Annotated in this window: 22 protein-coding genes; 14 read left to right on the top strand and 8 right to left on the bottom strand. The window is 45.1% G+C overall.

The genetic code is table 11. From position 1 onward, the window contains the following. Positions 1 to 49: 49 nt before the first annotated feature. From MKY48_RS16825 to helD, 3 genes are all read left to right on the top strand, one after another. Positions 50 to 1,465 carry an FAD-linked oxidase C-terminal domain-containing protein gene (locus MKY48_RS16825; protein ID WP_339264785.1) on the top strand — a complete coding sequence of 472 codons (1,416 nt, stop codon included), beginning with the start codon at positions 50 to 52 and terminating at the stop codon, positions 1,463 to 1,465. 133 nt (positions 1,466 to 1,598) lie between these two features. Further along, entirely contained in the window at positions 1,599 to 2,852 is a 1,254-nt protein-coding gene (locus tag MKY48_RS16820; RefSeq protein WP_339273529.1) for a (Fe-S)-binding protein, read from the top strand. Positions 2,853 to 3,628: 776 nt separating this feature from the next. After that, a complete protein-coding gene (helD, locus tag MKY48_RS16815; protein WP_339289936.1) occupies positions 3,629 to 6,034 on the top strand; it encodes an RNA polymerase recycling motor HelD in 2,406 nt (801 codons plus the stop codon). Here helD and MKY48_RS16810 read toward each other — a convergent pair. Then, entirely contained in the window at positions 6,031 to 6,252 is a 222-nt protein-coding gene (locus tag MKY48_RS16810; RefSeq protein ID WP_076323587.1) for a hypothetical protein, read from the bottom strand. The two genes, helD and MKY48_RS16810, sit on opposite strands and share 4 nt — an antisense overlap. Before the next feature lie 143 nt (positions 6,253 to 6,395). Here MKY48_RS16810 and ppsA point away from each other — a divergent pair, with 143 nt between their 5' ends. The 4 genes from ppsA to MKY48_RS16790 all read left to right on the top strand — a co-directional run bounded on the left by ppsA (position 6,396) and on the right by MKY48_RS16790 (position 11,173). Then, complete coding sequence (ppsA, locus tag MKY48_RS16805; protein WP_339289934.1) at positions 6,396 to 9,014, top strand: phosphoenolpyruvate synthase; 2,619 nt, start codon at positions 6,396 to 6,398, stop codon at positions 9,012 to 9,014. A gap of 365 nt (positions 9,015 to 9,379) precedes the next feature. Then, on the top strand, positions 9,380 to 9,622 hold the full coding sequence (locus MKY48_RS16800) for a histidine phosphatase family protein (RefSeq protein ID WP_339289932.1): 243 nt from the start codon (positions 9,380 to 9,382) through the stop codon (positions 9,620 to 9,622). 161 nt (positions 9,623 to 9,783) lie between these two features. Further along, positions 9,784 to 10,308: an AAA family ATPase gene (locus tag MKY48_RS16795; protein WP_339264777.1), complete on the top strand. Its 525-nt coding sequence runs from the start codon at positions 9,784 to 9,786 to the stop codon at positions 10,306 to 10,308. Between the two features lie 337 nt (positions 10,309 to 10,645). Next, a complete protein-coding gene (locus MKY48_RS16790) occupies positions 10,646 to 11,173 on the top strand; it encodes a PHB depolymerase family esterase (protein ID WP_339289931.1) in 528 nt (175 codons plus the stop codon). 371 nt (positions 11,174 to 11,544) lie between these two features. Here MKY48_RS16790 and MKY48_RS16785 read toward each other — a convergent pair whose 3' ends face one another. Next, the gene (locus MKY48_RS16785; RefSeq protein WP_339289929.1) at positions 11,545 to 11,838 is read right to left on the bottom strand and encodes a DUF3888 domain-containing protein; all 294 of its coding nucleotides are present in this window, start codon (positions 11,836 to 11,838) and stop codon (positions 11,545 to 11,547) included. Positions 11,839 to 12,488: 650 nt separating this feature from the next. Here MKY48_RS16785 and MKY48_RS16780 point away from each other — a divergent pair. Then, a complete protein-coding gene (locus MKY48_RS16780) occupies positions 12,489 to 13,160 on the top strand; it encodes a hypothetical protein (protein WP_339289928.1) in 672 nt (223 codons plus the stop codon). 421 nt (positions 13,161 to 13,581) lie between these two features. On the opposite strand, the gene MKY48_RS16775 is transcribed toward MKY48_RS16780, so the two are convergent. Beyond that, the gene (locus MKY48_RS16775) at positions 13,582 to 14,775 is read right to left on the bottom strand and encodes an alpha/beta fold hydrolase (RefSeq protein WP_339289926.1); all 1,194 of its coding nucleotides are present in this window, start codon (positions 14,773 to 14,775) and stop codon (positions 13,582 to 13,584) included. A gap of 152 nt (positions 14,776 to 14,927) precedes the next feature. Between MKY48_RS16775 and MKY48_RS16770 the strand changes: the two genes are divergently transcribed. The 4 genes from MKY48_RS16770 to MKY48_RS16755 all read left to right on the top strand — a co-directional run bounded on the left by MKY48_RS16770 (position 14,928) and on the right by MKY48_RS16755 (position 18,231). Beyond that, positions 14,928 to 15,491 carry a PadR family transcriptional regulator gene (locus MKY48_RS16770; protein ID WP_339264767.1) on the top strand — a complete coding sequence of 188 codons (564 nt, stop codon included), beginning with the start codon at positions 14,928 to 14,930 and terminating at the stop codon, positions 15,489 to 15,491. A gap of 929 nt (positions 15,492 to 16,420) precedes the next feature. Next, complete coding sequence (locus tag MKY48_RS16765; protein WP_339264766.1) at positions 16,421 to 16,573, top strand: hypothetical protein; 153 nt, start codon at positions 16,421 to 16,423, stop codon at positions 16,571 to 16,573. Between the two features lie 447 nt (positions 16,574 to 17,020). Further along, the gene (locus MKY48_RS16760; RefSeq protein WP_339264764.1) at positions 17,021 to 17,392 is read left to right on the top strand and encodes a hypothetical protein; all 372 of its coding nucleotides are present in this window, start codon (positions 17,021 to 17,023) and stop codon (positions 17,390 to 17,392) included. Between the two features lie 143 nt (positions 17,393 to 17,535). Next, the gene (locus tag MKY48_RS16755; RefSeq protein ID WP_339289923.1) at positions 17,536 to 18,231 is read left to right on the top strand and encodes a dihydrofolate reductase family protein; all 696 of its coding nucleotides are present in this window, start codon (positions 17,536 to 17,538) and stop codon (positions 18,229 to 18,231) included. 137 nt (positions 18,232 to 18,368) lie between these two features. Here the strand turns inward: MKY48_RS16755 and MKY48_RS16750 are convergent, their stop codons facing one another. Next, the gene (locus MKY48_RS16750) at positions 18,369 to 19,550 is read right to left on the bottom strand and encodes an ABC transporter permease (RefSeq protein ID WP_339289922.1); all 1,182 of its coding nucleotides are present in this window, start codon (positions 19,548 to 19,550) and stop codon (positions 18,369 to 18,371) included. Positions 19,551 to 19,803: 253 nt separating this feature from the next. Next, positions 19,804 to 20,583, bottom strand: coding sequence for a nuclear transport factor 2 family protein (locus MKY48_RS16745; RefSeq protein WP_339264759.1), 780 nt, complete (start codon positions 20,581 to 20,583; stop codon positions 19,804 to 19,806). A gap of 195 nt (positions 20,584 to 20,778) precedes the next feature. Here MKY48_RS16745 and MKY48_RS16740 point away from each other — a divergent pair, with 195 nt between their 5' ends. Beyond that, positions 20,779 to 21,384, top strand: a complete 606-nt coding sequence (locus tag MKY48_RS16740; RefSeq protein ID WP_339264757.1) for a TetR/AcrR family transcriptional regulator — start codon at positions 20,779 to 20,781, stop codon at positions 21,382 to 21,384. Positions 21,385 to 21,703: 319 nt separating this feature from the next. Here MKY48_RS16740 and MKY48_RS16735 read toward each other — a convergent pair whose 3' ends face one another. Together MKY48_RS16735 and MKY48_RS16730 are read right to left on the bottom strand one after the other, a co-directional pair. After that, positions 21,704 to 23,200 carry a monooxygenase gene (locus tag MKY48_RS16735; protein ID WP_339289920.1) on the bottom strand — a complete coding sequence of 499 codons (1,497 nt, stop codon included), beginning with the start codon at positions 23,198 to 23,200 and terminating at the stop codon, positions 21,704 to 21,706. Positions 23,201 to 23,224: 24 nt separating this feature from the next. After that, on the bottom strand, positions 23,225 to 23,626 hold the full coding sequence (locus MKY48_RS16730; protein ID WP_063184662.1) for a RidA family protein: 402 nt from the start codon (positions 23,624 to 23,626) through the stop codon (positions 23,225 to 23,227). Positions 23,627 to 23,861: 235 nt separating this feature from the next. Here MKY48_RS16730 and MKY48_RS16725 point away from each other — a divergent pair, with 235 nt between their 5' ends. After that, positions 23,862 to 24,338 carry a MarR family transcriptional regulator gene (locus tag MKY48_RS16725; RefSeq protein ID WP_339289918.1) on the top strand — a complete coding sequence of 159 codons (477 nt, stop codon included), beginning with the start codon at positions 23,862 to 23,864 and terminating at the stop codon, positions 24,336 to 24,338. Between the two features lie 229 nt (positions 24,339 to 24,567). On the opposite strand, the gene MKY48_RS16720 is transcribed toward MKY48_RS16725, so the two are convergent. Beyond that, positions 24,568 to 25,500 (bottom strand): alpha/beta fold hydrolase, encoded by a 933-nt coding sequence (locus MKY48_RS16720; RefSeq protein WP_044482033.1) that lies wholly within the window; start codon positions 25,498 to 25,500, stop codon positions 24,568 to 24,570. Between the last annotated feature and the right edge of the window lie 129 nt (positions 25,501 to 25,629).

Below are 25,629 nucleotides of genomic sequence, written 5' to 3'. Positions count from 1 at the left end.
CTCTAAAGAAAGGCAGCCGGCTGGATAACAAAAGGGAGGGAACGTTAATATGTTAGACTCGGCTCTCGCCGCGCAGTTGCGAGCCATCGTCGGCGATGCCCACTTCCGGGAAGATAAGGAAGCCCGAATTACCCATTCGTATGACGGTACACCAATGCTGCAGGCAATCCCGGATGCTGTGATCTATCCTAAAAGCACGGAACAAGTTTCCGCCATCATGAAGGTGTTATCCGCCTATAAAGTCCCCTTGATTTCCAGGGGATCCGGTTCCAATTTATGCGGCGGCACCGTCCCGGTTCAGGGCGGGGTCGTCATGGTCATGCATCGGATGAACCGGCTGCTTGAACTGGATACGGACAATCTGGTCGCCAGGGTTCAACCGGGCATCATTACCGCGGACTTTATTAACCATATCGAATCCTTGGGCTTGTTCTATCCCCCGGATCCAAGCAGCATGCGCATTTCGACGATCGGCGGCAATATCGCGGAATGCTCCGGCGGTCTTCGAGGTTTGAAATACGGTACGACCAAGGATTACGTGATCGGACTGGAGGCCGTGCTAGCGAACGGAGAGATCATCCGCACTGGCGGAAAGCTGATGAAAGACGTGGCCGGGTACGATCTGACCAAGCTGCTGGTCGGATCCGAAGGGACGCTGGCGATTATAACGGAGGCGACGCTCAAGCTGATTCCTCCGCCTAAATCCAAAATGACCATGCTTGCCATGTTTCGCGACCTGTATGGAGCTGCTCGCACCGTATCCGCGATTATCGAATCTCGGATCATTCCGGCGACGCTGGAGTTCATGGACAATCCGACCATACGCGTTGTTGACGATTTTGCCAAGCTAGGGCTACCTCTGGATATGGAAGCGATTCTGCTAATCGAACAAGACGGCGATCCCGAAACCGTGGCAAGAGATATTGAGATGATCCGCCGAATATGCGAACGGGAGCAGGCAGACTCGATTCAGGTTGCCGCTGACCGAGAGGAAGCTGAGCGGTTGCTGACGGCAAGAAGAAGCGCGTTTACGGCGCTGGCAAGGCTGCGACCGACCACGATTTTAGAGGACGCTACCGTTCCCCGCTCCAAAATTGCCGACATGGTACGGCGGATCAAGGAGATTGCCCAAAAATACAATGTCACCATCGCTACCTTTGGTCATGCTGGCGACGGAAATCTGCACCCGACGGCGACGACGGATGCGAGGGATGCAGAAGAGATTCATCGAGTGGAGCAAGCTTTTGAGGAAATTTTCGCTGCCGCTCTTGAGTTAGGCGGAACCATAACCGGCGAGCATGGCGTGGGCGTGGTGAAAGCCCCGTTCCTTGAATGGAAAATCGGCGCTTCCGGCGTCGAGGTCATGAAGGGGATCAAAAAGGCGTTTGATCCTGACAACATATTAAACCCGGGCAAAATGTTTGCCAAGGAAACCAAGAAAAGGGTGATTATCCATCATGGCTAGTCAAACCAACACGCAAATCAATTTGCAGCCGAAGGCTCAAGCAAGCTTGGACAAGAAACCGAAAATCGATCACGCCAATCCTTTGGCCCGCACCTTGCTAGAAAAACTGGATTACGATCAATTGACCAACTGCATGCGCTGCGGTTTTTGCCTGCCGGCATGCCCTACTTTCAGGGAAAGCGGCGTGGAGCCGGAGTCGCCGCGCGGGCGCATCGCTTTAATGAAGGCCGTTGTTGACGGACTGATGGAGCCTGATGGCATGTTCCGAGACCAGATGAATCACTGCCTCGGCTGCAGGGCATGCGAACCGGTATGTCCGGCTGATGTGAAATACGGTCAACTGATTGAGAAGGCCAGGGATGCGATCGAGGATCATCCGAACCACTCGCTCCCGGTCAAAGGAATGCGCAAGCTGTTTTTTAAAGGCATATTCCCGCATCGCAACCGTTTGAAGGTACTTGGCGGAGCGATGAAATTTTATCAGAAATCCGGATTGCGACGCGTTGCAAGAGAAACCGGCATGATGAAGCTGTTTCCCCGCCACTTGCAACAAATGGAGAGCATTTTGCCTGACGCTGGCGTACATGGAGTCGTGGAGAAGCTTGGGACCGTGTATCCGGCCAAAGGCACGCCAATAGCCCGTGTCGCATTGTTCCGAGGCTGCATTATGGATGTGATGTTTGCCGAGACGAATTGCAATTCCGTTAAACTGCTGTCCGAAGCAGGGTTTGAGGTTGTCATTCCTCCCGAGCAGGTCTGTTGCGGAGCGCTGCATGCCCACAGTGGAGAAATGGAACTGGCCAGAGATTTGGCAAGAACGAATGTCAAGGTATTCAAGGAAATGAATGTGGACTACATTGTTTCCAATGCCGGCGGCTGCGGCGCCTTGCTGATCGAATATGATCATCTGCTGCACGAGGATGCGGTTTGGAAAGAACAAGCGACTTGGTTTGCAAGCAGGGTGTTGGATATCAGCAAGCTGTTGCTGGAATACGGAAGGCTTCCATCCTTTGCCGAATCATCGGTGTCAGTCCGCGAACCTATCGTGGTAACTTATCAGGATTCGTGTCATTTGCGAAACGTCATGCGTAGCGGTGCGGCCCCGAGGCAGCTCATCCGTCAGGTGGGCAATGTGATCTTCGAAGAGATGAAAGAGGCGGATCGCTGCTGCGGGTCGGCCGGCATCTACAATGTGATGCAGCCGGAAATGGCAGGTCAAATCCTGGAGCATAAGATGGAGAACGTTAATGCTACCGGGGCGCGATACCTGTTGACCAGCAATCCGGGCTGTTTGCTGCAGATGAAGTTGGGCTTAGAAAAGCACAGCAACACCGATAAGATGGAAGTGCAGCATGTGGTGGATTTTTTATATGAACGATTAATTTGAACCGATTCTTCTAAACTCTAAAAATGTGGAGATATATTAATTTCATATGCTGATCCGGTTGCAGGAGTAACAGTGAATGATGAGGGTGGGGTAGTAGTTACTGGAAGTATCACGGAGCACAATTCCTCACAAACTGTCGCTCCATTTGCGGCAAAGGGATATTTTGCTTATTACAATCTCTTACCTAATCCGAACACTATCATCACTAGTGACACCTTTAATCATTACTCATACGGCTCTGTGAATTTGAGAGTTTACCAGTACCCGTCCACTGGTACAGAAACTGCAAGCATGATGTATACATTAAGAGCATCAGAGAGTGGGTCTAAGATTCTTTACGGCAACTATGTAAATACGACTGGGACAGTGACCTGGACAAATGTGCCGCCAGCACATATTACATTGCGGCAGAAAATATTGGGAATGTTGCAGAATCTGGTAGTGGATATGTCGAGTAAAAGGTTTAGTTAGAACGGTATATCTCTTTAAAGCTTAGATATAAAAAGGAGCAGTTGTCGAGTGACAATTGCTCCTTTTCAGCGGTGTTTTGTTGAAACTGTCCACAATCCGGGCCAGTGTTCAACGCTGCCGAACAGTAACAAAAAAACAATTGAATGCAAATTAACGCTATGATACAATCATTAGCGTCATTGACAATCAAAGTATGTACAACATTATATTTTATCCTTACTTTAATTGTACATCTGGAATTTTGATTTGTCAATAATCTTTTTTACCCCCTAAAAAAAACGGAAAAAGGAGTGTGTTGAGGGGAAATGGAGGCGAAGGATTGGCAGGAGGAACAGGAGCGGCTGGAACAGGTCAGGAACAAGCTGCAGGCGAGAATCGCCGAACTGGAGCCGGATGTTGAGGGGCTGCGTGATCAGGCTTCAGACATCCGCAAGCGGTTTTGGGAAGATCTTACGATTAACACAAGCACGGGCGGAGATTTCGAAGAGACTTACTACACGATTAACCAGCAGTCCGCGTTATTGGCCGAACGGGAGCGCCGACACAAGCTGCTGACGGAGCAATGGAAAAGCATGAACCGTCTGCTCCCGTCTCCTTATTTCGGACGCTTCGACTTTAAGGAGGATGGTCTGGACTTCAGCGAGCAGATTTATATCGGCGTCTCTTCCTTCGTCGACGAAGACGGATTGAGCTTTCTGATTTATGACTGGCGCACGCCAATCGCGAGCCTGTACTACGACTACCCCCCCGGCCCGGCGTCTTATGTCACGCTGTCCGGACGATTCGAAGGGGTGATGGAGCTCAAGCGGCAATTTCAGATTCAAAACGGGCAAATCCGCAACATGTTTGACACGAGCGAAACGATCGGAGACGAAATGCTGCAGCAGGTGCTCGGCAAAGGCGCAAATTCGCAAATGAAGAGCATCGTGGCAACCATCCAGAAGGAACAAAACGCCATCATCCGCGACGACAGCAGCCGGATGCTTATCGTGCAGGGGGCAGCCGGTAGCGGCAAGACTTCCGCGGCGTTGCAGCGAGTGGCGTACTTGCTGTACAAACACCGCCAGACGATCAAGGCCGATCAGATCGTTCTTTTCTCGCCGAATCCGATGTTTGCCGGTTATATCTCCACCGTCCTTCCGGAGCTCGGCGAAGAGAATATGCAGCAGACGACATTTCAGGAATATCTCGATTATTGGCTCGGCTCCTCGCTGCGGCCGGAGGATCCTTTTGACCAGATCGAATATGTGCTGACCTCGCAAGGAGCGCCGGGGTACGAGGCTCGCCTTCAGGGGATCGGGTATAAAGCATCCGAGGCTTTCCTGCAAGCCCTGCAAAACTATGCAATGTGGTTGGGACGGGAAGGCATGCGGTTCAACGGTATTCGGTTTCGGGACCGCGATTTGATTACCGCGGAGCGAATGAAGGCGGAGTTTTACGGCCATGACCACTCCCTGCCGTTGTTCAATCGTGTCCTACTTTTGCAGGAATGGCTGCTGAATGAACTTGCTTCGCTGGAACGCGCGGAACGAGAAGCTCCTTGGGTACAGGAAGAGTTGAATTATCTTGACACCGAGCAGTACGTGGAGGCTTTCGAAATGCTGCATAAAGAGAAGGAAGTATTCGAAATTGCAGAAAAATACGCCACTCGTGAGAACGAACGCCGGGGAGATGAAGGCGACTTTGACTTCGGCCTTAAGGAGGAAGAGCTGCTTCGCCGAAGGATCGTGAAAGAAGGCTTTAAAGCCCTTAGGAAAAACGTAAAGAAATTCTCGTTCGTCGATATCAAGAGTTTATATGGGCAACTATTTGAGGGCGAAGCCCCTTATCGGGAGAAAACGAACGGGGCCGACGTCCCTCCGCTGTGGGCTGAAATATGCGAGCAAACCAAGGAAGCGCTGCTCCGAAGCGAGTTGCTCCACGAGGATGCGACTCCGTATTTGTATTTAAGAGAACTGATCGAAGGCGTCCGGACGAACACGGAAATCCGGCATGTCTTCGTTGACGAGGGACAGGATTATTCGGCGTTTCAATATGAATATCTAAAAAAGCTGTTTCCCCGTGCCCGGATGACGGTGCTCGGCGATTTCGGGCAAGCGATTTATATGCAGTCTACAAGTTTGGACGCAGCCGATTCGCCACTGGTCCGCCTTTTCGGTGAAACCGAAACACGCCTTGTCCGCCTTGTACGTAGTTATCGTTCAACCAAGGAGATTGTTGAATTTACGAAATCGATGCTTCCGGGCGGGGAAGACATTGCACCGTTTGAAAGGGGTGGCCCAAAGCCCCTTCTGACGAGACTGGACGGCGGTGAGAATCGTGATTCGCAAATTCTGGCAGACATCGCGGCGCTAACGGACGAGGGCTTCGATTCCATTGCCGTCATTACGAAGACCGCAGCCGAAAGCCGGGAGGCCTATGAATCGTTACGGATTCATGGAGGTGAAGCTCTGCAGCTCATTACGAAGGAGACGCCGGGCTTTGAAAAAGGAGTGATGATCATTCCTGTGTATCTCGCCAAGGGTGTCGAGTTCGATGCAGTCTTGGTCTATGATGCTTCGCCCGAAGCTTACGGCCGGGACAACGAACGCAAGCTTCTTTATACGGCTTGTACGCGGGCCATGCACCGGCTTCATCTTTACACGACGGGCGATTGGTCGCCGTTCGTGCAGGCATTGCCTGCGAATTTGTACGAGAAAGCACCCTGTTAACGGATCGGGGATGACGTCGGCCGCGATAAGCTGCTCTCATGATTCTGCAAATTTTGGGCGCCATGATCATGGTTATTCTGGACAGCACCGTTGTCAATAATGCCATTCCGAAACTCATAATACTTCGACACCGATCTGAAGATGATAAATGGACCGTCACCGTCTATCCCGCCGGCCTTATCCGCCGGTCCCAGTTGATCTAAAAAACCATCGCTCATAACGACACTTTCAACTGCTGGATCATCCCATACAATCGTCGTGATAATCCCTCCAACGTTACAGCATCAACTGGCCAATTACTGCATTGGTAAACTCTTGTCAAATGTTTTTATATCAATTTAATGGTTAGGAGAGATATTGAATGAGTACTTTCATTCTCGGCTTTCAGGAAATGGAAAATACGCAGCTTTTACTCGTTGGCGGAAAAGGGTTGAATTTGGGGAAATTATCAAAAATTGAAGGAATACAAGTACCCGAGGGATTTTGTGTTACAACCGTGGGGTATCAAAAAGCCATCGAACAAAACGAAGTGTATCATGCTCTATTGGATCGCCTAACCATGCTAAAAGTAGATGATCGAGACCAAATTGGGGAAATCAGCAGGAAGATCCGGCAGATCATTTCGGAAGTAGAAATTCCTTCTGATGTAGTAGAAGCTGTTACTAGCTATCTCTCCCGGTTTGGCGAGGAACATGCGTATGCTGTGCGTTCCAGCGCGACTGCTGAGGATTTGCCGCATGCCTCTTTTGCCGGTCAACAAGACACCTATTTAAACATCATCGGCATCGATGCCATCTTGCAGCATATCAGCAAATGCTGGGCTTCCCTATTTACGGATCGTGCGGTCATCTACCGCATGCAAAATGGATTTGACCACAGTCAAGTATATTTATCCGTTATCGTTCAAAGGATGGTCTTCCCACAGGCTTCAGGGATTTTATTTACCGCTGATCCAATTACCGGAAACCGAAAGTTGCTTTCAATCGATGCCAGTTTTGGACTCGGAGAAGCGCTGGTCTCCGGCTTGGTTTCTGCCGATGTTTATAAAGTGCGGGATGAGCAAATCGTCGACAAGAGGATTGCAACCAAAAAAATCGCGATCTACGGACGGCAAGAAGGCGGGACAGAGACCCGGCAGCTCAATCCTGATCAGCAAAAGAGTCAAACGCTTACGGATGACCAAATTTTACAACTGGCACGCACAGGAAGACAGATCGAAGCTCATTTCGGCCAGCCCCAAGACATCGAATGGTGTTTGGCTGATGATACCCTTTATATTGTCCAGAGCCGGCCGATCACCACTTTATATCCCATTCCTGAAGCAAATGACCAGGAGAATCACGTGTATGTGTCTGTCGGCCATCAGCAAATGATGACGGATCCTTTTAAACCGCTTGGGATATCCGTTTGGGTGTTAACAGGTGCCAGCCCCATGTTTAAAACGGCTGGCGGAAGGCTGTTTGTGGATATCACGAAGGGCTTGGCTTCGACAACTGGCAGGCAAAATTTATTGGGTGTTTTAGGACACTCCGATCCGCTCATAAAAGACGCGCTTATTACCATCATAGAGCGGGCAGATTTTATAAAGTTGGACCCGAATGACCAGAGCGAACCGGGTCCCGTAAAAAGCCATATAGGTATGTCAGCTACGGATATTCTGGCAGAAGCAGGAAGCGATCCGGCAATTGTTGCTAATTTGATTAAGAGCAGTGAGACATCGTTATCAGCGTTAAAACAGAACCTCCAAACGAAATCAGGATTGGATGTATTTGATTGTATCCTGGAAGATATGCAGCAACGGAGGCAGCGTGCGTCAGATCTGAAAAATTTGAATGTGATTATGGCCGCTATGCATGCTTCTGCATGGATCAATGAAAAAATGGATGACTGGTTAGGTGAAAAAAACGTAGCAGACACACTTTCCCTATCTGTACCTAACAACGTCACTTCTGAAATGGGAATGGAGCTACTGGATGTTGCAGATGTGATTCGTCCCTATCCGGAAATAATTGAGTTTCTAGAACAGGTAAAGGATGATAGCTTTTTAGATGAATTGGTTCAATTCGAAGGTGGGCAGCAGGTACGTGATGCTATTGCTGCTTTTCTCGACAAATATGGAATGCGATGTGCCGGGGAGATCGATATTACAAGAACACGCTGGAGTGAAAAACCAAGTATACTGGTGCCTATGATCCTCAGTAACATCAAAAACCTTGAGCCTGGCGCCAGCAAACGAAAATTTGAGCAGGGGCGACAGGAAGCTTTGGAGAAAGAAGAGGATTTATTGGCCCGATTGAAACAATTACCGGATGGTGAACAAAAAGCCGAAGAGACAAAACAAATGATCGACCTGATCCGGAATTTCAGCGGTTATCGTGAATATCCGAAATACGACATTGTTAGTCGCTACTTCATTTATAAACAAGCTTTACTTAAGGAAGCGGAACGACTCGTACAAGCGGGCGTTCTTTATGAGAAAGAAGATATTTACTATCTCGCTTTTGAAGAACTTCAAGAAGTTGTTCGCACAAATAAATTAGATTACCAGATTATCAGCAAGCGGAAGGACGAGTATAAATTATATGAAAAACTAACTCCGCCACGTGTGATTACGTCTGATGGCGAAATCATTACGGGTCAGTACAAAAGGGAAAATATCCCCGCCGGAGCTATTGCAGGTCTTGCCGTTTCTTCGGGTGTTATCGAAGGGAGGGCACGGGTGATCCAGAATATGGAAGAGGCTGATCTGGAAGATGGCGATATACTTGTGACTGCCTTTACCGATCCCAGCTGGACTCCATTGTTTTTATCTATAAAAGGCTTAGTTACGGAAGTCGGCGGACTGATGACCCATGGAGCCGTTATAGCACGTGAATATGGCTTGCCAGCGGTTGTAGGTGTGGAGAACGCGACCAAATTGATAAAAGATGGGCAACGAATTCGCGTGCATGGAACAGAAGGGTATATCGAATTATTGTAATGTTAAGAAGTTGGGATACTGGAAAGCCGTTTTTAAGTTTTAGACACCAAAACACCGTCAGTATTACTGGCGGTGTTTTATTACGTTTTGATCCTGCTTTTCTTTTAGCAAGCAATGGTTCTACAGATAGATTGTGTATATCCATGTAATTAAAGTTTGATCGCCAAGCGTAATTACGTATTAAAAAAGTAGAAGACATGTCAATTGTGACACTTTGAGTGTCGAGGGACAAGAACATGGTCCGATTACCGATTAAGCAAGCATTTAACTACATTTCACTGCTCTAGTTCATTAAGCTAACGGGTGGATTACTGAATATAATCATAGAATACCTAATATCGGATTTGATGTTAGGAGGGCGGAAAATGGAATTCATATTTATTCGGCATGGTCATGGAGAACATCTCAACGATTATCCAAATCGGTTGAATACTCCGCATCCTAGTCTTACAGAGTACGGCAAATTTCAAGTAACGCAGCTACGAAATGAAATTAAAATTGATCCTGATGGTTTAGTTCTTGTAAGTCCAACTAAACGTACAATTGAGACGGAAACTATTATAAAAAATGGTATGGACTTCATTATTTCTCCATCTGTTGGTCGCTAAGCTAAGGGGAAACCTTTGTGGAGAACAGATGGAGCAGTTTGCCGGTTGGCAGCTGCTTACTCTAATGGGCAGCATAGTTCAATTATAATTGTTTTCTCAATCCTGTTTATACGTTGAAACTGTTAAACTGTATTTAAGTTGAACGAATAGGGGAATTAGAGATGAGCAAAGGAAAAATCGTATTCTTGAACGGAGTAACCAGTTCAGGAAAAACATCTATAGTAGACGCTATTCAGTTAAAATCGGATGAGTTTTTTTATGTGGTTGCAAACGATCTTTTTGAAAATACAATTGGCGATAACTATCTTCGAGAAGATTATTGGAAATATTTAAGTGATGCAATTATTATGATGTATCATACCGCCAAACTATTTTCTGATCATGGTAAAAATGTGCTTATCGATGGCATCTTGGTAGAAAGACCTGAGTTAAAACCCCATTATGAAAAAGTTAAGAACATATTTGCTGGGTACCCCTTTTATATTGTTGAAGTGTTTTGTCCTTTGGAAATTTGTCGCCAAAGAAATATTGAACGTGGAGATAGAACTGAAGATCAATCAGACTGGCAAAACAAAATGATGGCAAAAGATATACAGTACGACTGTACTGTCAACACACACATAAATTCTTCAGAAGAATGTGCTGATTCGATTCTAAAATGTTTGTATGGTAGGTCCGAAGATTAATCATATTACGCTAATGGGGGACGTTAGTTGAATAAAGATGAGAAGGCAGCTGGTCAGATTGATCAGCTGCCTTGGAGTGGAATATTTATATAGCATTCACGAATGGAGTGATAAGATGATCGGGAGGATCATACGAGTTTTGGAACAGAACCCGCGACTCGCTATCAGATATCCTGATGGTAGCTATACTAAGCAAGGGAAAGAAATGGTCGAACTAAAAAGTTCCGATTATACTGTTTTAGTTTAAGGCTAAAATACAACTGAAGGAATTTCGGGGAATATGGGAAATTCTATTTTTACCCCCTATGGGAGATATCAGTAAAGTGAGGGAGATACAATGAGTCAAACCGTAAATAAATTTGAAAAAGAAATAACAAAAAGAGTGCGGATGAAATATCTCTTACATTTGCCAGATCATTATGAAAAAGAATCCTCAATTAAGTGGCCTTTAATCTTATTTCTTCACGGGGCAGGTGAACGTGGAGATGATCTGGAGTTGGTAAAAGCACATGGAATTCCTATGATAGCAGAACGCGATCCTTCTTTTCCATTCATTACGATTTCCCCTCAATGCCCGGAGGATTCCTTTTGGAATGCTGAACAAGACGGATTGATGGCATTAGTAGATGAGATCATTGCAAACTACAACGTAGATCCAGATCGGTTATACTTGACGGGGCTAAGCATGGGTGGTTATGGGACGTGGCACTTAGCAGCAGAATATCCAGGAAGGTTCGCGGCTATCGCTCCAATATGTGGTGGAGGTAACCCCAACAGGATACATGAACTAATAGGAACACCCACCTGGGCATTCCATGGCGCGAAGGATGATATAGTTCCTATTGCTGAATCAAAAAAATGGTAGACGCACTTCGCGAAAACGGTGGAAATGTCTCTTTCACAATTTATCCTAAGTCGAATCACAACTCCTGGACAGAAACATACGATAATCCGGAATTATATAGCTGGTTTCTAGGTCATTCTTTAATGGTAAGGAAATGAAGTTATTACACTAACGGAAACTTGCTCGACGGCAGCTCTTTTCGGGTGACAAAAACATAGTAACATTAGAAGCCGCTGATTATGCGGCTTTATATGTTTATGTTATCAAGTTCTTGTCAAAACACAATTACAAGAACTTGATAACATTCCCGATATGATTTCACGACGGCGGTAGACGCCCTTTTATTAAACTAACTGGCAGAATAATATAATGCGTTAAATATAATATTGTAATTATTCTGGAGGATATTTATATGTAGATAGGTGAGTATGATTAATCAATTTAACCCTAGGTCCAGAAGAAATTTCATAGGTCATTCGGTCCTTCCCTATTGGGATCCAGTGTCCACCATCTGTAGGTTCAATTTCAAATGTAATTTCCAATATAAAGCCACGGAAATGATTTACTCTTCTTGTTTCAATCACTTCAATTTTCCAGGGAGCGATAACAGGTGAGATATCACTAAAAATCTTCGGGTAATAATAGTTATGCAAATCTTTCTCAATAAAAGGAGAAAGTAAGTTCATAAGCATATCCTGTAACCTAAGCTCTTCAGAGTCTTGAGTTGGTTTGTTTGAAGAAAAGGTTGTTGTTTGAAAACAATTAATACAAACAAGGAATAGCATAAAAGTGAGTAGGATCCTTTTCATTTTTCAATACATCTCTAAGACAGCTGCCGACATAATCGGCAGCCTATTCAGCCAACGGGCAGGATAGTGTGGTAGCAGTTTAAGTATCTGATGGATATATTTGTTGATATAACGGACAAAGGATGAAGGTTTTACCCACCAATCCAATGAATACTTATATAAAAATGAAATTGGAGGGAATTGAATGCTAAGTTCTTTAAATGGTACTTTTCCTACTGATAAAAAAATCTGAGTTTTGTTGATGTCGAGGGACAAAAACATAGTCTCATTGAAAGTCGCTATTATAGCGGCTTTTGTGTAGCTTCCCAAAATAGGTACATTCAAGTAAGCATCAATAAAACTAAAAGTTTTGTTGTCGGAGGACAAGAACATGAGCCGATTACCGATTAGATAAGTATTTAACTATGTTTCCATGCAATTTCATTAAGCTAACGGACAGGATTGCTCAATACAATCATAGCTTATCCAGTAGAATTAACATATAACATGTCTGGTAATTACGTCTAAACGAAAGGTGATTCATATTTATGGTGTTTAATAGTAATAATTCTAAAAAAATCCGAAAAAGTTTGTTTATCGGTATAATCGTTGTTGGTTTAACAACAATTACTGCTTGTATTCCTAAAGAAATAAAACAAACAGAGTTAATAACTGATTATAATCGCCATTTGATTGGAAAAGAAGGAAGTGGCGGTTATATGATATATCGAAACGGGGTATATATTGATTCTAATGGAGTCGAGTACTCACCAGAAGAATTAAAGAATAGAACACGAAATGGTCTTCCTGAGAACCGGATTATCACAAAGATAATGGAAGGAAATTTTATGCCTTCCTCAATATTTGAGTTAGAAACAAAAGAAAAAAACGGAGTATATATTTCCCCTGAGATAATTACTGTAAATGGTTCAATAAGCGTCTTAACAGATACTAATGGAAGGGGGTGGGAACTAAAAGCCGGTGACTATGTAGAATATATATTTGAAAAGTATAAATCGGAGGTGGTCGAAAATCAAAATATGTTAATTGGTTACGTTAAAGACGGTGTTCTAAATCCATCGCAAGATTTCGATCAATTAAAGGGGAATTACAATTTAACTATTAAGGAATCAGGGCAATATTACTTTTACATAATAAATGCAAGTTCTGATACGATTGCCTTGAAAGAGGGAACATTAAGGCTCACAAAAAATGACTGATATGGAACAATCCACGCAATCATTGTCGAGGCGGCCTTATAAAGGCTGGAGCTTTGATTCAAGTAACGGGCAGAATTATGCATCTTCCATTATTTGGTGTTTCGCCAATAAAAAAAATCCCCTCCGAGTAGACTTTAATGCGCTTTTTACACACTGTCTACTTAAAGGGGATAATATAAACACGGGTTATACCCCAAAAGCAAACCACCCGTTGGACGGGTGGTCAGGATTTAAGGAATCAGGCTCTTGTTCCTATCTGAGGAAAAGAACTCGATTCCTTTGCTATAAAGAAAGAACATACATATGGAACAGGCAGCTCTGTGACAACTTCAGAAAAACAAACGCCTTTTTCCTGTGTTGGGGAAAGGTACTTAAGAGGTGATGTAATCTTCACCAAGCTTCGGTATTCTTTAAAAGAAACTTAATCTTTATTCAAAACTTGATCTAACCAGGTGAACATGCGGTGGTTAGCCAATTTCAATGCTCCAAAATGGCAATGTTCTTCAGCAGAATCTTCTGCAGTAAATTTCATATATGTTTTGGAACCCTTTAAAGATTGGAATAATCGTTCAGGTTGTCCTGCAAAGGCATGATCATGCTCAGCTTCGCACACGAGTACCGGGCACATGATTTGCTCAGCAACACCCTCTAAGGTAAAGGGTTCAGTTTTGCGTACGAGTTCTTCTACATTCGTTGCAAGGAACGTGAACTGTCCATTTTCAATTCCCCATCGAGTGCCTGTATCTTTGGCCATAATCGACGCGATTAAGTTCTCCGTCTCTGGTGAACTTAAATCGGATTTGTCACTTGTATTTATACCCAACGCCTCAGCCATGGCCCCCACTTGAAAGGAAAATAAACCGTCATTTGCTATGCATGCAGCGAGCCTGTGTTCATAAGCAGCCGCGCGCGGAGCCAAATACCCACCTAAACTAATACCCATTAACGCTATTTTGTCGGAGATGACTTCTGGGCGCTTGGTCAGGTAATCGACCACTGGAGTTACAGCAGCCTCCCAGTCATGCCTGAATGGAATTCGCTGCTCGCGGATAACAGCTCCTTGTCCAGGACCCTCGAATACCAAGCAATGATAGCCTCTTTCTAAAGCAGAGGTAACGACTTGAAAATAAAGCTCTTCTGCAGTGGAATCATATCCACCGTGAACAATCAGGACAGGCCTGGGCTGATTCCCGGCTAAATATAAGTACCCCGGCAGCTCTGTATCTTCATAAGGAATCGAAACAATCTCCCAATGATGATCAAGCAAAGAAAGCGCCTGTCTGAATGTGCTACGGCTAAGGCTCCATGTCTCAAGAATACGCTTATCCTCCGGATTGCCATGGAGAAAAAATTCAGCAGTACGGTAATAATTAGATGCACGCAAGTAGAATTCTCTCGCGCTGGTCTTATTGCCTTGCTTGCTGCTCTCTTCAGCTTCCCGATGAGCCCGGATTGCTGTCTTAAGCCATTCCTCATACCAGCTTTCAAAATTGCCTTCCCCGATTCGATAAGCGGTAGATAGGCATTCGCCTACGTCCGCTCCACCAAAAGCTGCGTAACCCATTGTGCGAAGTAATTCGAACGAAAAAGTCTGATCATCGAAAATAAGTTTCATGATTAGTACAATCCTTACATATGTTATATATAACCTATTAAAGAATACTAGCTCATCTCATTCATTGTGTCAATATTGTTTTATGTTATAATTAACCTATATATTGAAAGACTGAACTCGAACTCAGAGATAGAGAGGGGAAGGAGTACTTCATGAATAATATCCAGTACACCATATTAGGATTGTTGGCACGAGAACCGTTAAGCGGATATGAAATGAAGCAGCAGATCAACAACAGAATTACCCATTTCTACAAAATTAACAATAACCAGCTGTATCCATCTCTCTCGAAACTGGAGGAAGCCGGATTTATTGAACTGCAAGCCATTGAACAAGAGTCCTATCGTCCTCCCCGAAAAATTTACAGAATTACGCCTAGTGGCATTGACGCCTTAAAGTCTTGGGTGTTAGAGCTTCCTGATGTTGGTGATACAGACACCTTTCTGTTGAAACAATACAGTTCTTGGTTAGTAAGTCCGGATGCATTGATTGAGCTGATACGGAAGAAAAAAGAACAACATGAACACATGCTAAAGGATTATAAGGAGAGAATCTCGTCTTTTCAAGAACAGAACCCTGACGTTAATCATCCTTTATTCTCTACAATTTCTGTTATAGAAATGGGGATTAATTTCGAGGAGGCAGGTATACTCTGGTGCAATAGGATGTATGAGATGTTAAAGCAGCATACACTTGCCAATAGAGTAGACACCTAGTATCTACGGGAGGGAAAAGCGTTTGAGCGCGGAAACCCTACAGGATTTCATCTTTCATGTTTCCTCTGGAACACTTGTTCCAATGAATGGGTTAGTGGCTATTAGGAGTGGTTCGAAATTAGCTTATGGTTAGCTAGATGGAAAAATATGTGTCGAGAGACAAGAACATGTTCCCATTGAAAGTCGCTAAAATAGCGGCTTTTTTTGTTTTATCGGTACAAGTTCTTGTCCGGAGTCGAGGACAAGAACTTGTACACTTATAAAACACCTCATAAAAAATGGAGGAAAAAAAATGAGTTATACAATCGGACAATTGGCTGAGAAAATGAATATTTCAGCACATACTCTGCGTTGCTACGATAAAGAAGGACTGTTGCCCTTTGTAACGCGTAGTATTCTTAAGTTAGTCAGGTCATTAGTATTACTCGTGGACAAAGTAAACCCTACAAGGAAGATGCGGCTTGGGGAGAGGTTGAACAAATCATCCTTGACCGAGCTAAGGAATCGAATGGAGAATTCGAAAGAAAAATTGCTGTCTTAAATGCAGATGTTGTTGTGGATCTCATCAATTTTACGCTGGAAGATACAACATGTGTGGCAGAAGCCCTGAAAAAGACGAATCTGTCCCACTATATTTTCTGCTCGTTTATTTGGGCGCATGGAAAAGCAACTACAATGCCGGTCATTGAAGAACAGTCTAAATTCCCATTAGAGGAATATGGGATTCAGAAAGCGAAAAGCGAGTAATACCTGCATAACCTTTTACCGACAGGAGAGTTTCCCGGAGACCGTTATCATGCCAGGTCAGATTTCAGGTCCAGGGTGGGTAATTATGAATCCAACGGCCAATCATGATTACTGGATATTTGACAAGATTAGGCGCGGACAAGAAATTGCGCTTCCGAATTTTGGTATGGAGACTTTGCATCATGTACATGCAGACGGATGTGTCGCAGGTTTTCTTTAAAGCCATCACGCGTCGGAAAGCAGCCTTAGGCGAGAGTTTCCATGCAGTAGGCGCAGAATCGATTACTTTGCTGGGGTATGCGCAAGCGATGTACCGTTATTTCGGGCAGGAGTAAAACATCAAATTTCTTCCGTGGGACGAATGGTGCAGCTATACCAAATAAAATAAAGGAGCAGTCTACCAGTGATACTTGCTTTGACAGTATCAACTCAAATTTCCACTTGTTCTTCCAAGACATTTGGAGGATATGGCATCTCATTTACACTACGCTGGCGAGTATTGGGATGATACGAGTAATATGTCGGGTGACAAAAACCTAGTAACATTAGAAGCCGCGGATTATGCGGCTTTTTATATTTATGTTTTCAAGTTCTTGTCAAAACACAATGACAAGAACAATTGTTACATTCCCGATATGATTTCATCGACGGCGGTAGACGCCCTTATATTAAACTAACGGGCAGTTTAGTGGTACAGCATATAAGTGAAACCGTTTTAACTGGAACTTATAACTTGTCCCCAGCGTCATATTATTTAGAACAATATTATAGAGGAGGACTTAATGAAAAAACAATATGTGTTGATATTGATTATGATTTTAACTTTGGTCGGATGCAATATTAAATCAATTTCGCTTACTGGGGAGAGTGAAAGTTGGAGTGGCGAATACACAGCAAACATTACTGGAGATAAGGAAAGTGGAAAGTTCATTTTTGGTTATAAAAATGCAACGGGCAAAGAACTAAATAATTTAGAAATTACCATTAATGATGGGAAACAAGTACTTAAAGAGGGGAACTACAAAGGAGCAATAATTGAAATGCCTTCTAGTTGTTCAGGCTGTGCAGTAACGAACGAAACTATGCCTATTAAAGTAGAAATTAAATGGGATGACAAAGAAGAAATTTTTCACTTAAAAACAAAAGATCAATAGAGAAATCAAAGGATCCTTTATAGCCATATTTATCCTTGGGACGAATCGAAGAGATTGAAGTCGGAGACTATGACGAGAACTTGTACCGATTGCCGTAATGGACAAGAACATGAGCCGATTACCGATTAGACAAGTATCTAACTATGTTTCCATGCAATTTCATTAAGTTAACGGTCAGGATAGTTATAGCAATTCATGAGAAACCGGGCTTGCTGTTGGATGATACAATATACTTAGAGGAGGATGCATATGGAACCTGTAATCCTGATGATGAATGTGCGAGAAAACCAGGGAGGAGAGTCAGTCGCATGGCAAAGATTGTTTTTGCGTTGAACCAGTCTCTGGACGGGTTCGTCGACCATATGGCATTTCAGCCCGACCCCGTGCTATTCCGTCATTTCATCGAAGACGTGCGCGGTCTGACGGGTATTCTGTACGGGCGCCGCATGTACGAGACCATGCGATATTGGGACGGAGACCATTTTGAATGGGATGCGCCGGAAAGGGAATACGCAGCGGCGTGGCAAAGCAAACCGAAGTGGGTGGTGTCGAGGACGTTAAAGTCCGTCGGTCCGAACGCTTCTCTGATCGAGGGCGACCTCGCAGCGGCCATACGTGGGCTAAAGGCTCAGCATGAAGGGAAGATTGAAGTTGCCGGGCCGGAGTTGGCCCACAGTCTAACGGAGCTCGGTCTAGTTGATGAGTATCGACTCTATCTCCATCCAGTCGTGCTGGGTCACGGCAAGCCATTCTTCGGCGGTCCGCGGCCGCCGCTGCACCTCGTGGCAAGCGATCGAATTGGCGAGCAGGTGATCAGGTTGACCTACGTTCCAGCTTAGTTTTGCGGTTGACCCAGCGACCTAGAGGGGCGAAAGTTCAATAAAACAGCGTAGTAAGTGCTGCATAAATTGTAAGACGACAAGAACATACTCGCTTAATAGGCATTTCGGAAACGTGGATTGTTCTTATCTTTATATTAATCACCTGTAACAGAAGAAGGGGGCGCATCTGTTGCTCGCCCGGCCTTAAATCCGGAAGCGAGCAGCAGAACCAAAAATCCCACGGCGACGCCCCACAAAATCAAGGCGTTTGAGCCAACTGCGTCCAGTCCGCCGAAGTACATTACTTCCCGTAACCCTCCTGCCGCGAACCGTAGTGGCGTCCACGAATAGATCCAATCTCGCGTCGTCTGCGACAAGAACTCCGGAGCCATGTTCAACAGCGGCATGGAGAAGAACATTAGAAGTACGAGCAGCGGTATTGCGCGGAATCCGATCCAATTTAGCAAGGAGGATTGCAAAAAGAAGAACGCCGATCCAGCCAACCATAAGAACAACCACGTCTCCCCAGTGTTCGCCAGTTCCATGCCGTACCACGACGAAGCCATCCATATGGTGAAGCACGAGGCTATGCCGACGATCGCAAGCCCCCCGATAGCTTGCAGCGCGCTGACGGTCCATCTCCTTGAACCCGCGGCGACCGCCTTCTGGCTAGCCAGGAACAAGACGACTCCGGTCACCATGCTGCCGATCCAAATAATCTGGGTAAACAAACCCGGCGCATTCCCCGACGCATTATTCGCTCCCGGTGGATGCACGACTTCCTCCTGAACGTTCACCGGTGTCATTAAAGCTTTAGCCGATTGAACCGGAATCTGCTCCGTTTGCTGTCCGATTTGCCCAAGCAGCTGCTGCAACAGTTCCCCGTTGATCATTTTCAACGCTTGCCCCATTGCCTGTCTTACGACCATCGAGGCTTGGGTGTTCATACCCTCGTTGGAGATGATTTTCACATTAGGGTGAATCGGCGAGTGAGTTGCTAACGAGAGTAAACCGCTGCTCAGATCCGCCGGAATCACCATCGCTCCGTAATATTCGCGTTTATCCAGTCCTTCCCGAGCCTTTTGCTCGGAATCCACGACATGCCAGACGAAGGGCATTGCCGGGTTCGACAACAACTTTTCCTGGATCATTTCCCCTACCGCAAACGTTCCTCCAGTCGACAGCTCCGTCGGCTGGTCCAGGATAACGAGGGCCACCGGGAGCTCCTTTGACTTCGATCCTAGCACCGATCCCATCATCGCTAACCCGAATACGGTCAACACGATCAGGACGAGCACCATTCCCAGCCACATCATTTTTTGTGTCAGCATTTTCATGATCCTTTACTCCTCATTTCTTTATAATGAACAGATTGTTGATTATCAACCGCAATGTTCATTTGTGAAAGGTTCACCATAAATATGGCTGCACCACACGGTCACTTCATTGCAATGAATAAAAATAGCGTTGCAGCAACGCTTCTGTATCCATTTGATTACACGATTTATCACTCAAGTACATTCGTGAAGCGAAAGACATCACCGTACTTAAATTCGGCGATGTCTTTCTTCCGATTCAGCTACACAAACTTCAAAATCTACTGTTTGAATTTTTTCGTTTTTCTGCCGGCAGTATGGCCTCGATTACGTCCCAATGCTCAGCGATCTTTCCATCCTCTACGCGGAACAAATCGTAGAAAGCAGTATGTTGACCATCAAATAGACCTTCACTTACTGTAAGAACAAAATTGCCTTGTCCGATTACTTGATGGACATGAGTATATTCAAACTCAATATTTTTCTCCTTCAGAGCCTGCAAAGCAGCGTGAAGACCGGAAAGACCGTCTGCAATATGCGGACTATGCTGAATGTAGTTATCTCCATCAAAGTAAGAGGCAAGCAGGTCAGGGTTCTTCCCGAGCAAGATGTTCTCAACATAGCTTTTGACAAGTGCTTTGTTGGCATCCGTCTTGTCGATATCCTTAATCGTAATCGGTCCGTCAATCATCGTATGTTTGCTTGGTGTCTTCTCCACCATCTCTTGCAAATTGTCCCAATGTTCAACGATTAGTCCATTCTCAAAACGGAAGATATCATATACGATTTTAGGGCCGTGAAAATCATATACAGAATGAAGAGCAACATAATTTCCGTCGACTAAAATCCGCTTAATGTTTACCTTAGTACCAATCTCCTTTAAATGATCAAGTGCGCCAAGCATGGCTTCACGACCATCGAGTAAGGCCTGATTGTGTTGAATATATTGATCTGGATGAACGTAAGCCGTAATCGCTTCGGGGTTGCCGCTCTCAAAACTTTCCAGTACGGCGACTGCCTTACGAACAAGCTCATTTTGATGGTTGGATGTCATTGAAATATCCTCCTTGGATTTTTTTAGTCATTAGATAAATAATGAACAATATGTTGTTTATTTATCTGATGCTCATTATAGTAGAGGTTAATACAACGCTCAATATTCAATATTTTTAGTTTTGAAGTATAACAGACAACTCATAAAACTTTGTCGCTTAACGACCTAAAAATAAATTTAGGGGGAACGAAAACAATGAACAAGAAAACCGACCTAAGAATACTGCGCACGAAACAATCGATTCGAAAAGCGTTTTATGAGCTTATTCGGGAAAAGGGATATGAAGCGATAACGATCCAGGATATTGCCGATCGGGCTATGATCAATCGAAACACTTTTTATCTCCACTACCAAAATAAACCTGATTTATTAGATACATGTATGAATGAATTGTTGAGCGAATTAAAGGATGCGGTCGTTCTTTGTCCCATCAGCATGAATCCTTTCAGTATTTCTCTACTCGAAACAGTCATGCAAACGGTACTGAAACATATTTCCCTAAATATGACCTTTTATCATTCCATGTTAATTGAAGAGAATAGAATCTATCAGTTTCAAGCGAAAATGGAGAATATCATTAAAGATAAATTAATGGAGGGGTGGAAACCTGCTCAGGGAAACTCCCCATTAGCAATATCCAAGGAATTGCTGCTCGAATACCTCGGATCGTCTTTCATGGGGATTGTAATTTGGTGGATTAAAAACGATAAACCCCTTCCTGCAGATGAAGTTTCATCTCAGTTTAGTAGAATCGTTGCATACGGGCATTTAAGAGCTGCCGGCATCGCCGTCGAGGAATAAAATTAGCGAGGGTAGAAGGAGCATGGTTCAGCGCTGGGGCGTCTTTTTTTAGAACCATGGTAACTTTCTAAGTTGGAGGTTTTTGATCCTGCCGATAAGGCCATTGCAACGCCGATTTATATTGAAGAGGTCTATTTTAATGACATACCATTAAAACTAAGATAGCCATAACGTAGAGGGATTTAAGGAATCAAGTTTTATCCCAACCTGAGGGTAAGAACTTGATTCCATTGACATAAAGGACGGTGCTTGTTCAATCATCTACAGACCTTGCCTTAGCTGGGTAAGGGGGAGGCAGTTACACACCTCAAACGAATTACTAATCCGTAATGTTTCCGCACCAGCGAGTGATTCCTTCATTTATGGTTTGCATTGGATTCGGATCGGATAGAGGAATCGCCCAGGCAATATGTCCATCCGGCCGAATAAGCGCCGTGTGGACGTCGTTCCAATCCGCGTCAGCCTCAGCCAAAGAGGCATGTACAACTTGAAGATGGCTATACGTTTCCCATTGGCCGCTATTCTGTTCATTAGAATGGAAATGCAACAGAAGAAAAGTACCTTTGTGCAGGAGCGGATAGGAGTTCACCAATTGCCCGTCTTTCAGCTTTAAGCTGAGATCCTTGAACCGTTTCCCGTTTAAAGGATGGGGAGGCGCTTCGGCGTCGGGTGCATAATGTACATCCATTGCGGAAATTTGTGCAGCGATTTGATAATTAGCCTCCGGTATTTGAATCAGATCAGCCAGCATGCTTCGCAGTTCCGTGATGGGAGGAGTCACGTCCAGAAGCAGGGTTTGGACCTCGGTATTCCGGAGCAAGGCCGTATTCCATGGAAAACGTTCGGCATGATAACTGTCCAATAGCCAGTCCGGGGCCCAGCCTTTGATTGCTCCTGCAAGCTTCCAGCCTAAGTTCATCGCTTCTTGTAAGCCGACGTTCATTCCCTGTCCACCAGCGGGAAAATGAATGTGCGCTGAATCTCCCGCCAAGAACAATCGAACATTCCGATAGCGTCCCGCTTGCCGCGTAGCATTTCCGAAACGGGACATCCATTTCACATCGTTCAATCCCAAGTCGCTTCCGGTCGTACGGATGAGCGATGAACGAAACTCTTCCAATGTAACGGTCTCATCCTTAGAGATGTTACGTCTCTCCATATCGATCATCAAGACTCGATAGATATGATCATTGATTGGCATGATGCTGACCAATCCTTTTTCTGTAATCCGGGATATGACACTCATAGGAGCTAAATCAGATAGAACGGCATCGCCCAGAATAGCCGTGAAGGTCGCATCTGTACCTTCGAATGATATATTTGCATGTTTGCGAACCAAACTTCTAGCTCCATCCGTACCTACCACATAAGCTGATCTTAACGTTGTTTCTCCATGAGGTCCCGCGATCTTAACGTCAACCCCATCCTCATCCTGATGCACAGATAGAGCCTCAACCTCTCTCCAGACCTCTGCGCCAAGGCTAAGAGCCCATTCCTCCAACACCTGCTCCGTCTCACTTTGCGGTAAAAAGAGGGTGTGATTGGAAGAAGAATCCAACATCGAAAAATCCAAAGGAGTTTCTAATCCGGCAAAATGCCCTCTTGAAAGTAAGCGGCCTTTACTGATTAATTTTGATTTCACTCCACGCATATCTAATATTTCAAGGGTTCGTGGATGTACGGTAAGCGCACGTGAATATGGAGTTGTCTCTTTTAATCGCTCAATAACGCAGACCTTTACACCGGCTAATGCCAATTCTCCAGCCAACATCATGCCGACAGGTCCGCCACCGATAAGGATGACTTCATATTTCATATAAATAACCTCTTTTCTTAAATATTATGGGAAGATCACGATAGCGTCTATTTCGATAAGCCATTCAGGATCGGCTAGTGCTTGAACGCCTATATAGGTACTTGCTGTCTTCGGCCAGTTAGGGCCAAACACATGAAATCCGGCGTCAAAAATAATCGAAATCAGTTCCGGGTTGTGGTTTACCACAAAAATATTCATTTTTGCAATGTACAATGGATCCGCCCGCGCGGCTTCCAATGCATACTTAAGATTGGTAAACACTTGAATTGCTTGCGCGTAATAGTCCCCTGAACCGACCAATGCTCCCGTTTCATCTACAGAAACCTGACCTGAAATGAAGGCCAGTTTAGAGGCAGTAGTTACCACGACATGAGAAATTACAGATGTAACCTTATCCGTCAATGTCTTCGGATTCACGATTTCCATAGGCAGGTATGCTCCTCCTTCATTAAATATTGTTTCGTTAGAATCTTTTTTTATTGTTTGTTAAAAAGAGAGTGACAAAAGTTATATATAATTTTTGTTTCACACGAAACAATATTATTGTACTTGGTCACTCTTTATTCTGTCAACCCCAAGCTCAATACGGGTATGCCTGTTTGTTTCTCAGAGAACAATCTATGATATAATAAAACAAATAAGTCGAGGAGCCAGCATAATCATGGATACTGCCAGTAAGAACAAAACCTCCATTCATGAATTTTTCGTTCAGTTTCTTGAGCAAAAAGAGCAATATGAAACCCGAATAACTGCCACATACCTGGAGGAGATCCGGAAGCATATTGAATCGGAATTCAGCTTGAATATGACGGAACTGCACACCATTGCATGCATCGGAGAGCAGGAGCCGATCAATCTCACTTCCATCGCGGAAAGAATGAATTTAAGTAAAGGAAATACCTCCAAGATCGCAAATAAATTACTAAAGGCAGGTTGGGTGCGAAAAGCCCAGCTTAACGATAACAAAAAGGAAGTGTATTTTCGGCTAACGCCTGTCGGCAAAAAGCTATTTGCTGCTCATGATGAGCTTCATGCGAAGGAAAGGCAAAGAATGTACGGATTTTTGGAAAGATACAGCGAAAGCGAGCTTGAATTTATTAAACGGCTGTTTGGAGATATGGTTGACTTCTATCGCTAACGTACCTTAACAAACCGTACATGAATACGCCGCCTTTTAGAAGGCAAGAAGCGATCCGGCCAAACGAGGCGGGAGATGGAGCCTCCGCCTTCAAAGGATCCCCGATCCGAATAGATGGGGGAATGGTACCGACAATCTTTTAATTTTTTGCGTGCTGATCAGAAAAAGAGAGTGAGCTCCCTCACAGGCATTGGGCCGGCGGGGGAGCTCGCTGTCTTTCTCTAGAGCTTTATTTGGATTCAATTCGACCAATTGAATGGGTCGTCTCGGACAAAGTCTGTTTCACTGCCGACCAGTTGGTCTGCTCAATATCGAGTACATGTCGAAGGTAAGCCCATGTAACCTTCTGGATCAGGGCAACTCGTTCTGGGTTTTCGTCTGTTGTTTCTTTAACCTCGTAACCAGCGATCCCTCCAAGTGAGTGTTCTGCACCAAAAAGGGTGAGCAGGCTCTCGGCTCCCGGGCTGAGGAAGTAAGGGTCGGTCATCCAATCCGGCCCGCGAACGGTCAGCTGATATTTGTTAGGAGTGTCGTCCTGATCCCCGACGACCACGAGGGTGGGCTTGGTCATGTGCTCGAAGCTCACGTTCAGATGCGGCATCTTCTCGGCCGCGAACGGTGTCAGGCTGTCCCCACCTTGCCCAGCGGTGGCGAATAGCACGCCTGCTTTGATGCGCGAGTCGGACAGGTCCTCTTCCTTCTTAGTCTCGGGGTTGAGGACTCGCAATCCTAACAGGTTGCCCGCCGTCTGGCCGCCGAAGGAGTGTCCGGCTGTGGCGATGCGGCTTCGGTCAAGGCGCCCGCTGAGGCCGGGAACGGCAGATTCCAGGAAATCAAGCTGATCAAGGATGCGCTTCATGTCTTCCACTCGGAAACGCCATATCCGTGGTGTGCGGGGATCGTCCTGAGGGAGACCCAATGTCCTTGAGTCGAGATGGGTAGGTTGAATGACTACGAAGCCGTGTGCAGCCCAGAAGTCAACCAAGGGGCCGTAACCCTCCAACGATGAGCCAGAACCGTGTGAGAAAACAATAATAGGTAAGTTACGACCGGTCGTCGGCGCGGAGACTCTCACTTGCAGATTCTCGCCACGGCCTGGGGCTGAAAGCACTATCGGCTTCACCGAGACGACTGGAGAGGGTGCGGTAATCTTTAGTTCCATAATTAATGTTCCTGCCCTTCTTAAGATAGATTTTTGCCGGGAGTTTTCTCCCTGTCAGATCCCATAATAAAAGTTGGAGTCGAATCCAAGTCAAGGGGCGAAAACAAAAAAGTTGATTAAGGATAAATG

It is taken from the genome of Paenibacillus sp. FSL W8-0187 (assembly GCF_037969755.1).
Lineage (GTDB): Bacteria > Bacillota > Bacilli > Paenibacillales > Paenibacillaceae > Paenibacillus_AQ.
Note: the sequence above shows the minus strand (reverse complement) of the source record. Positions and strands in the feature narration are given on the sequence as shown.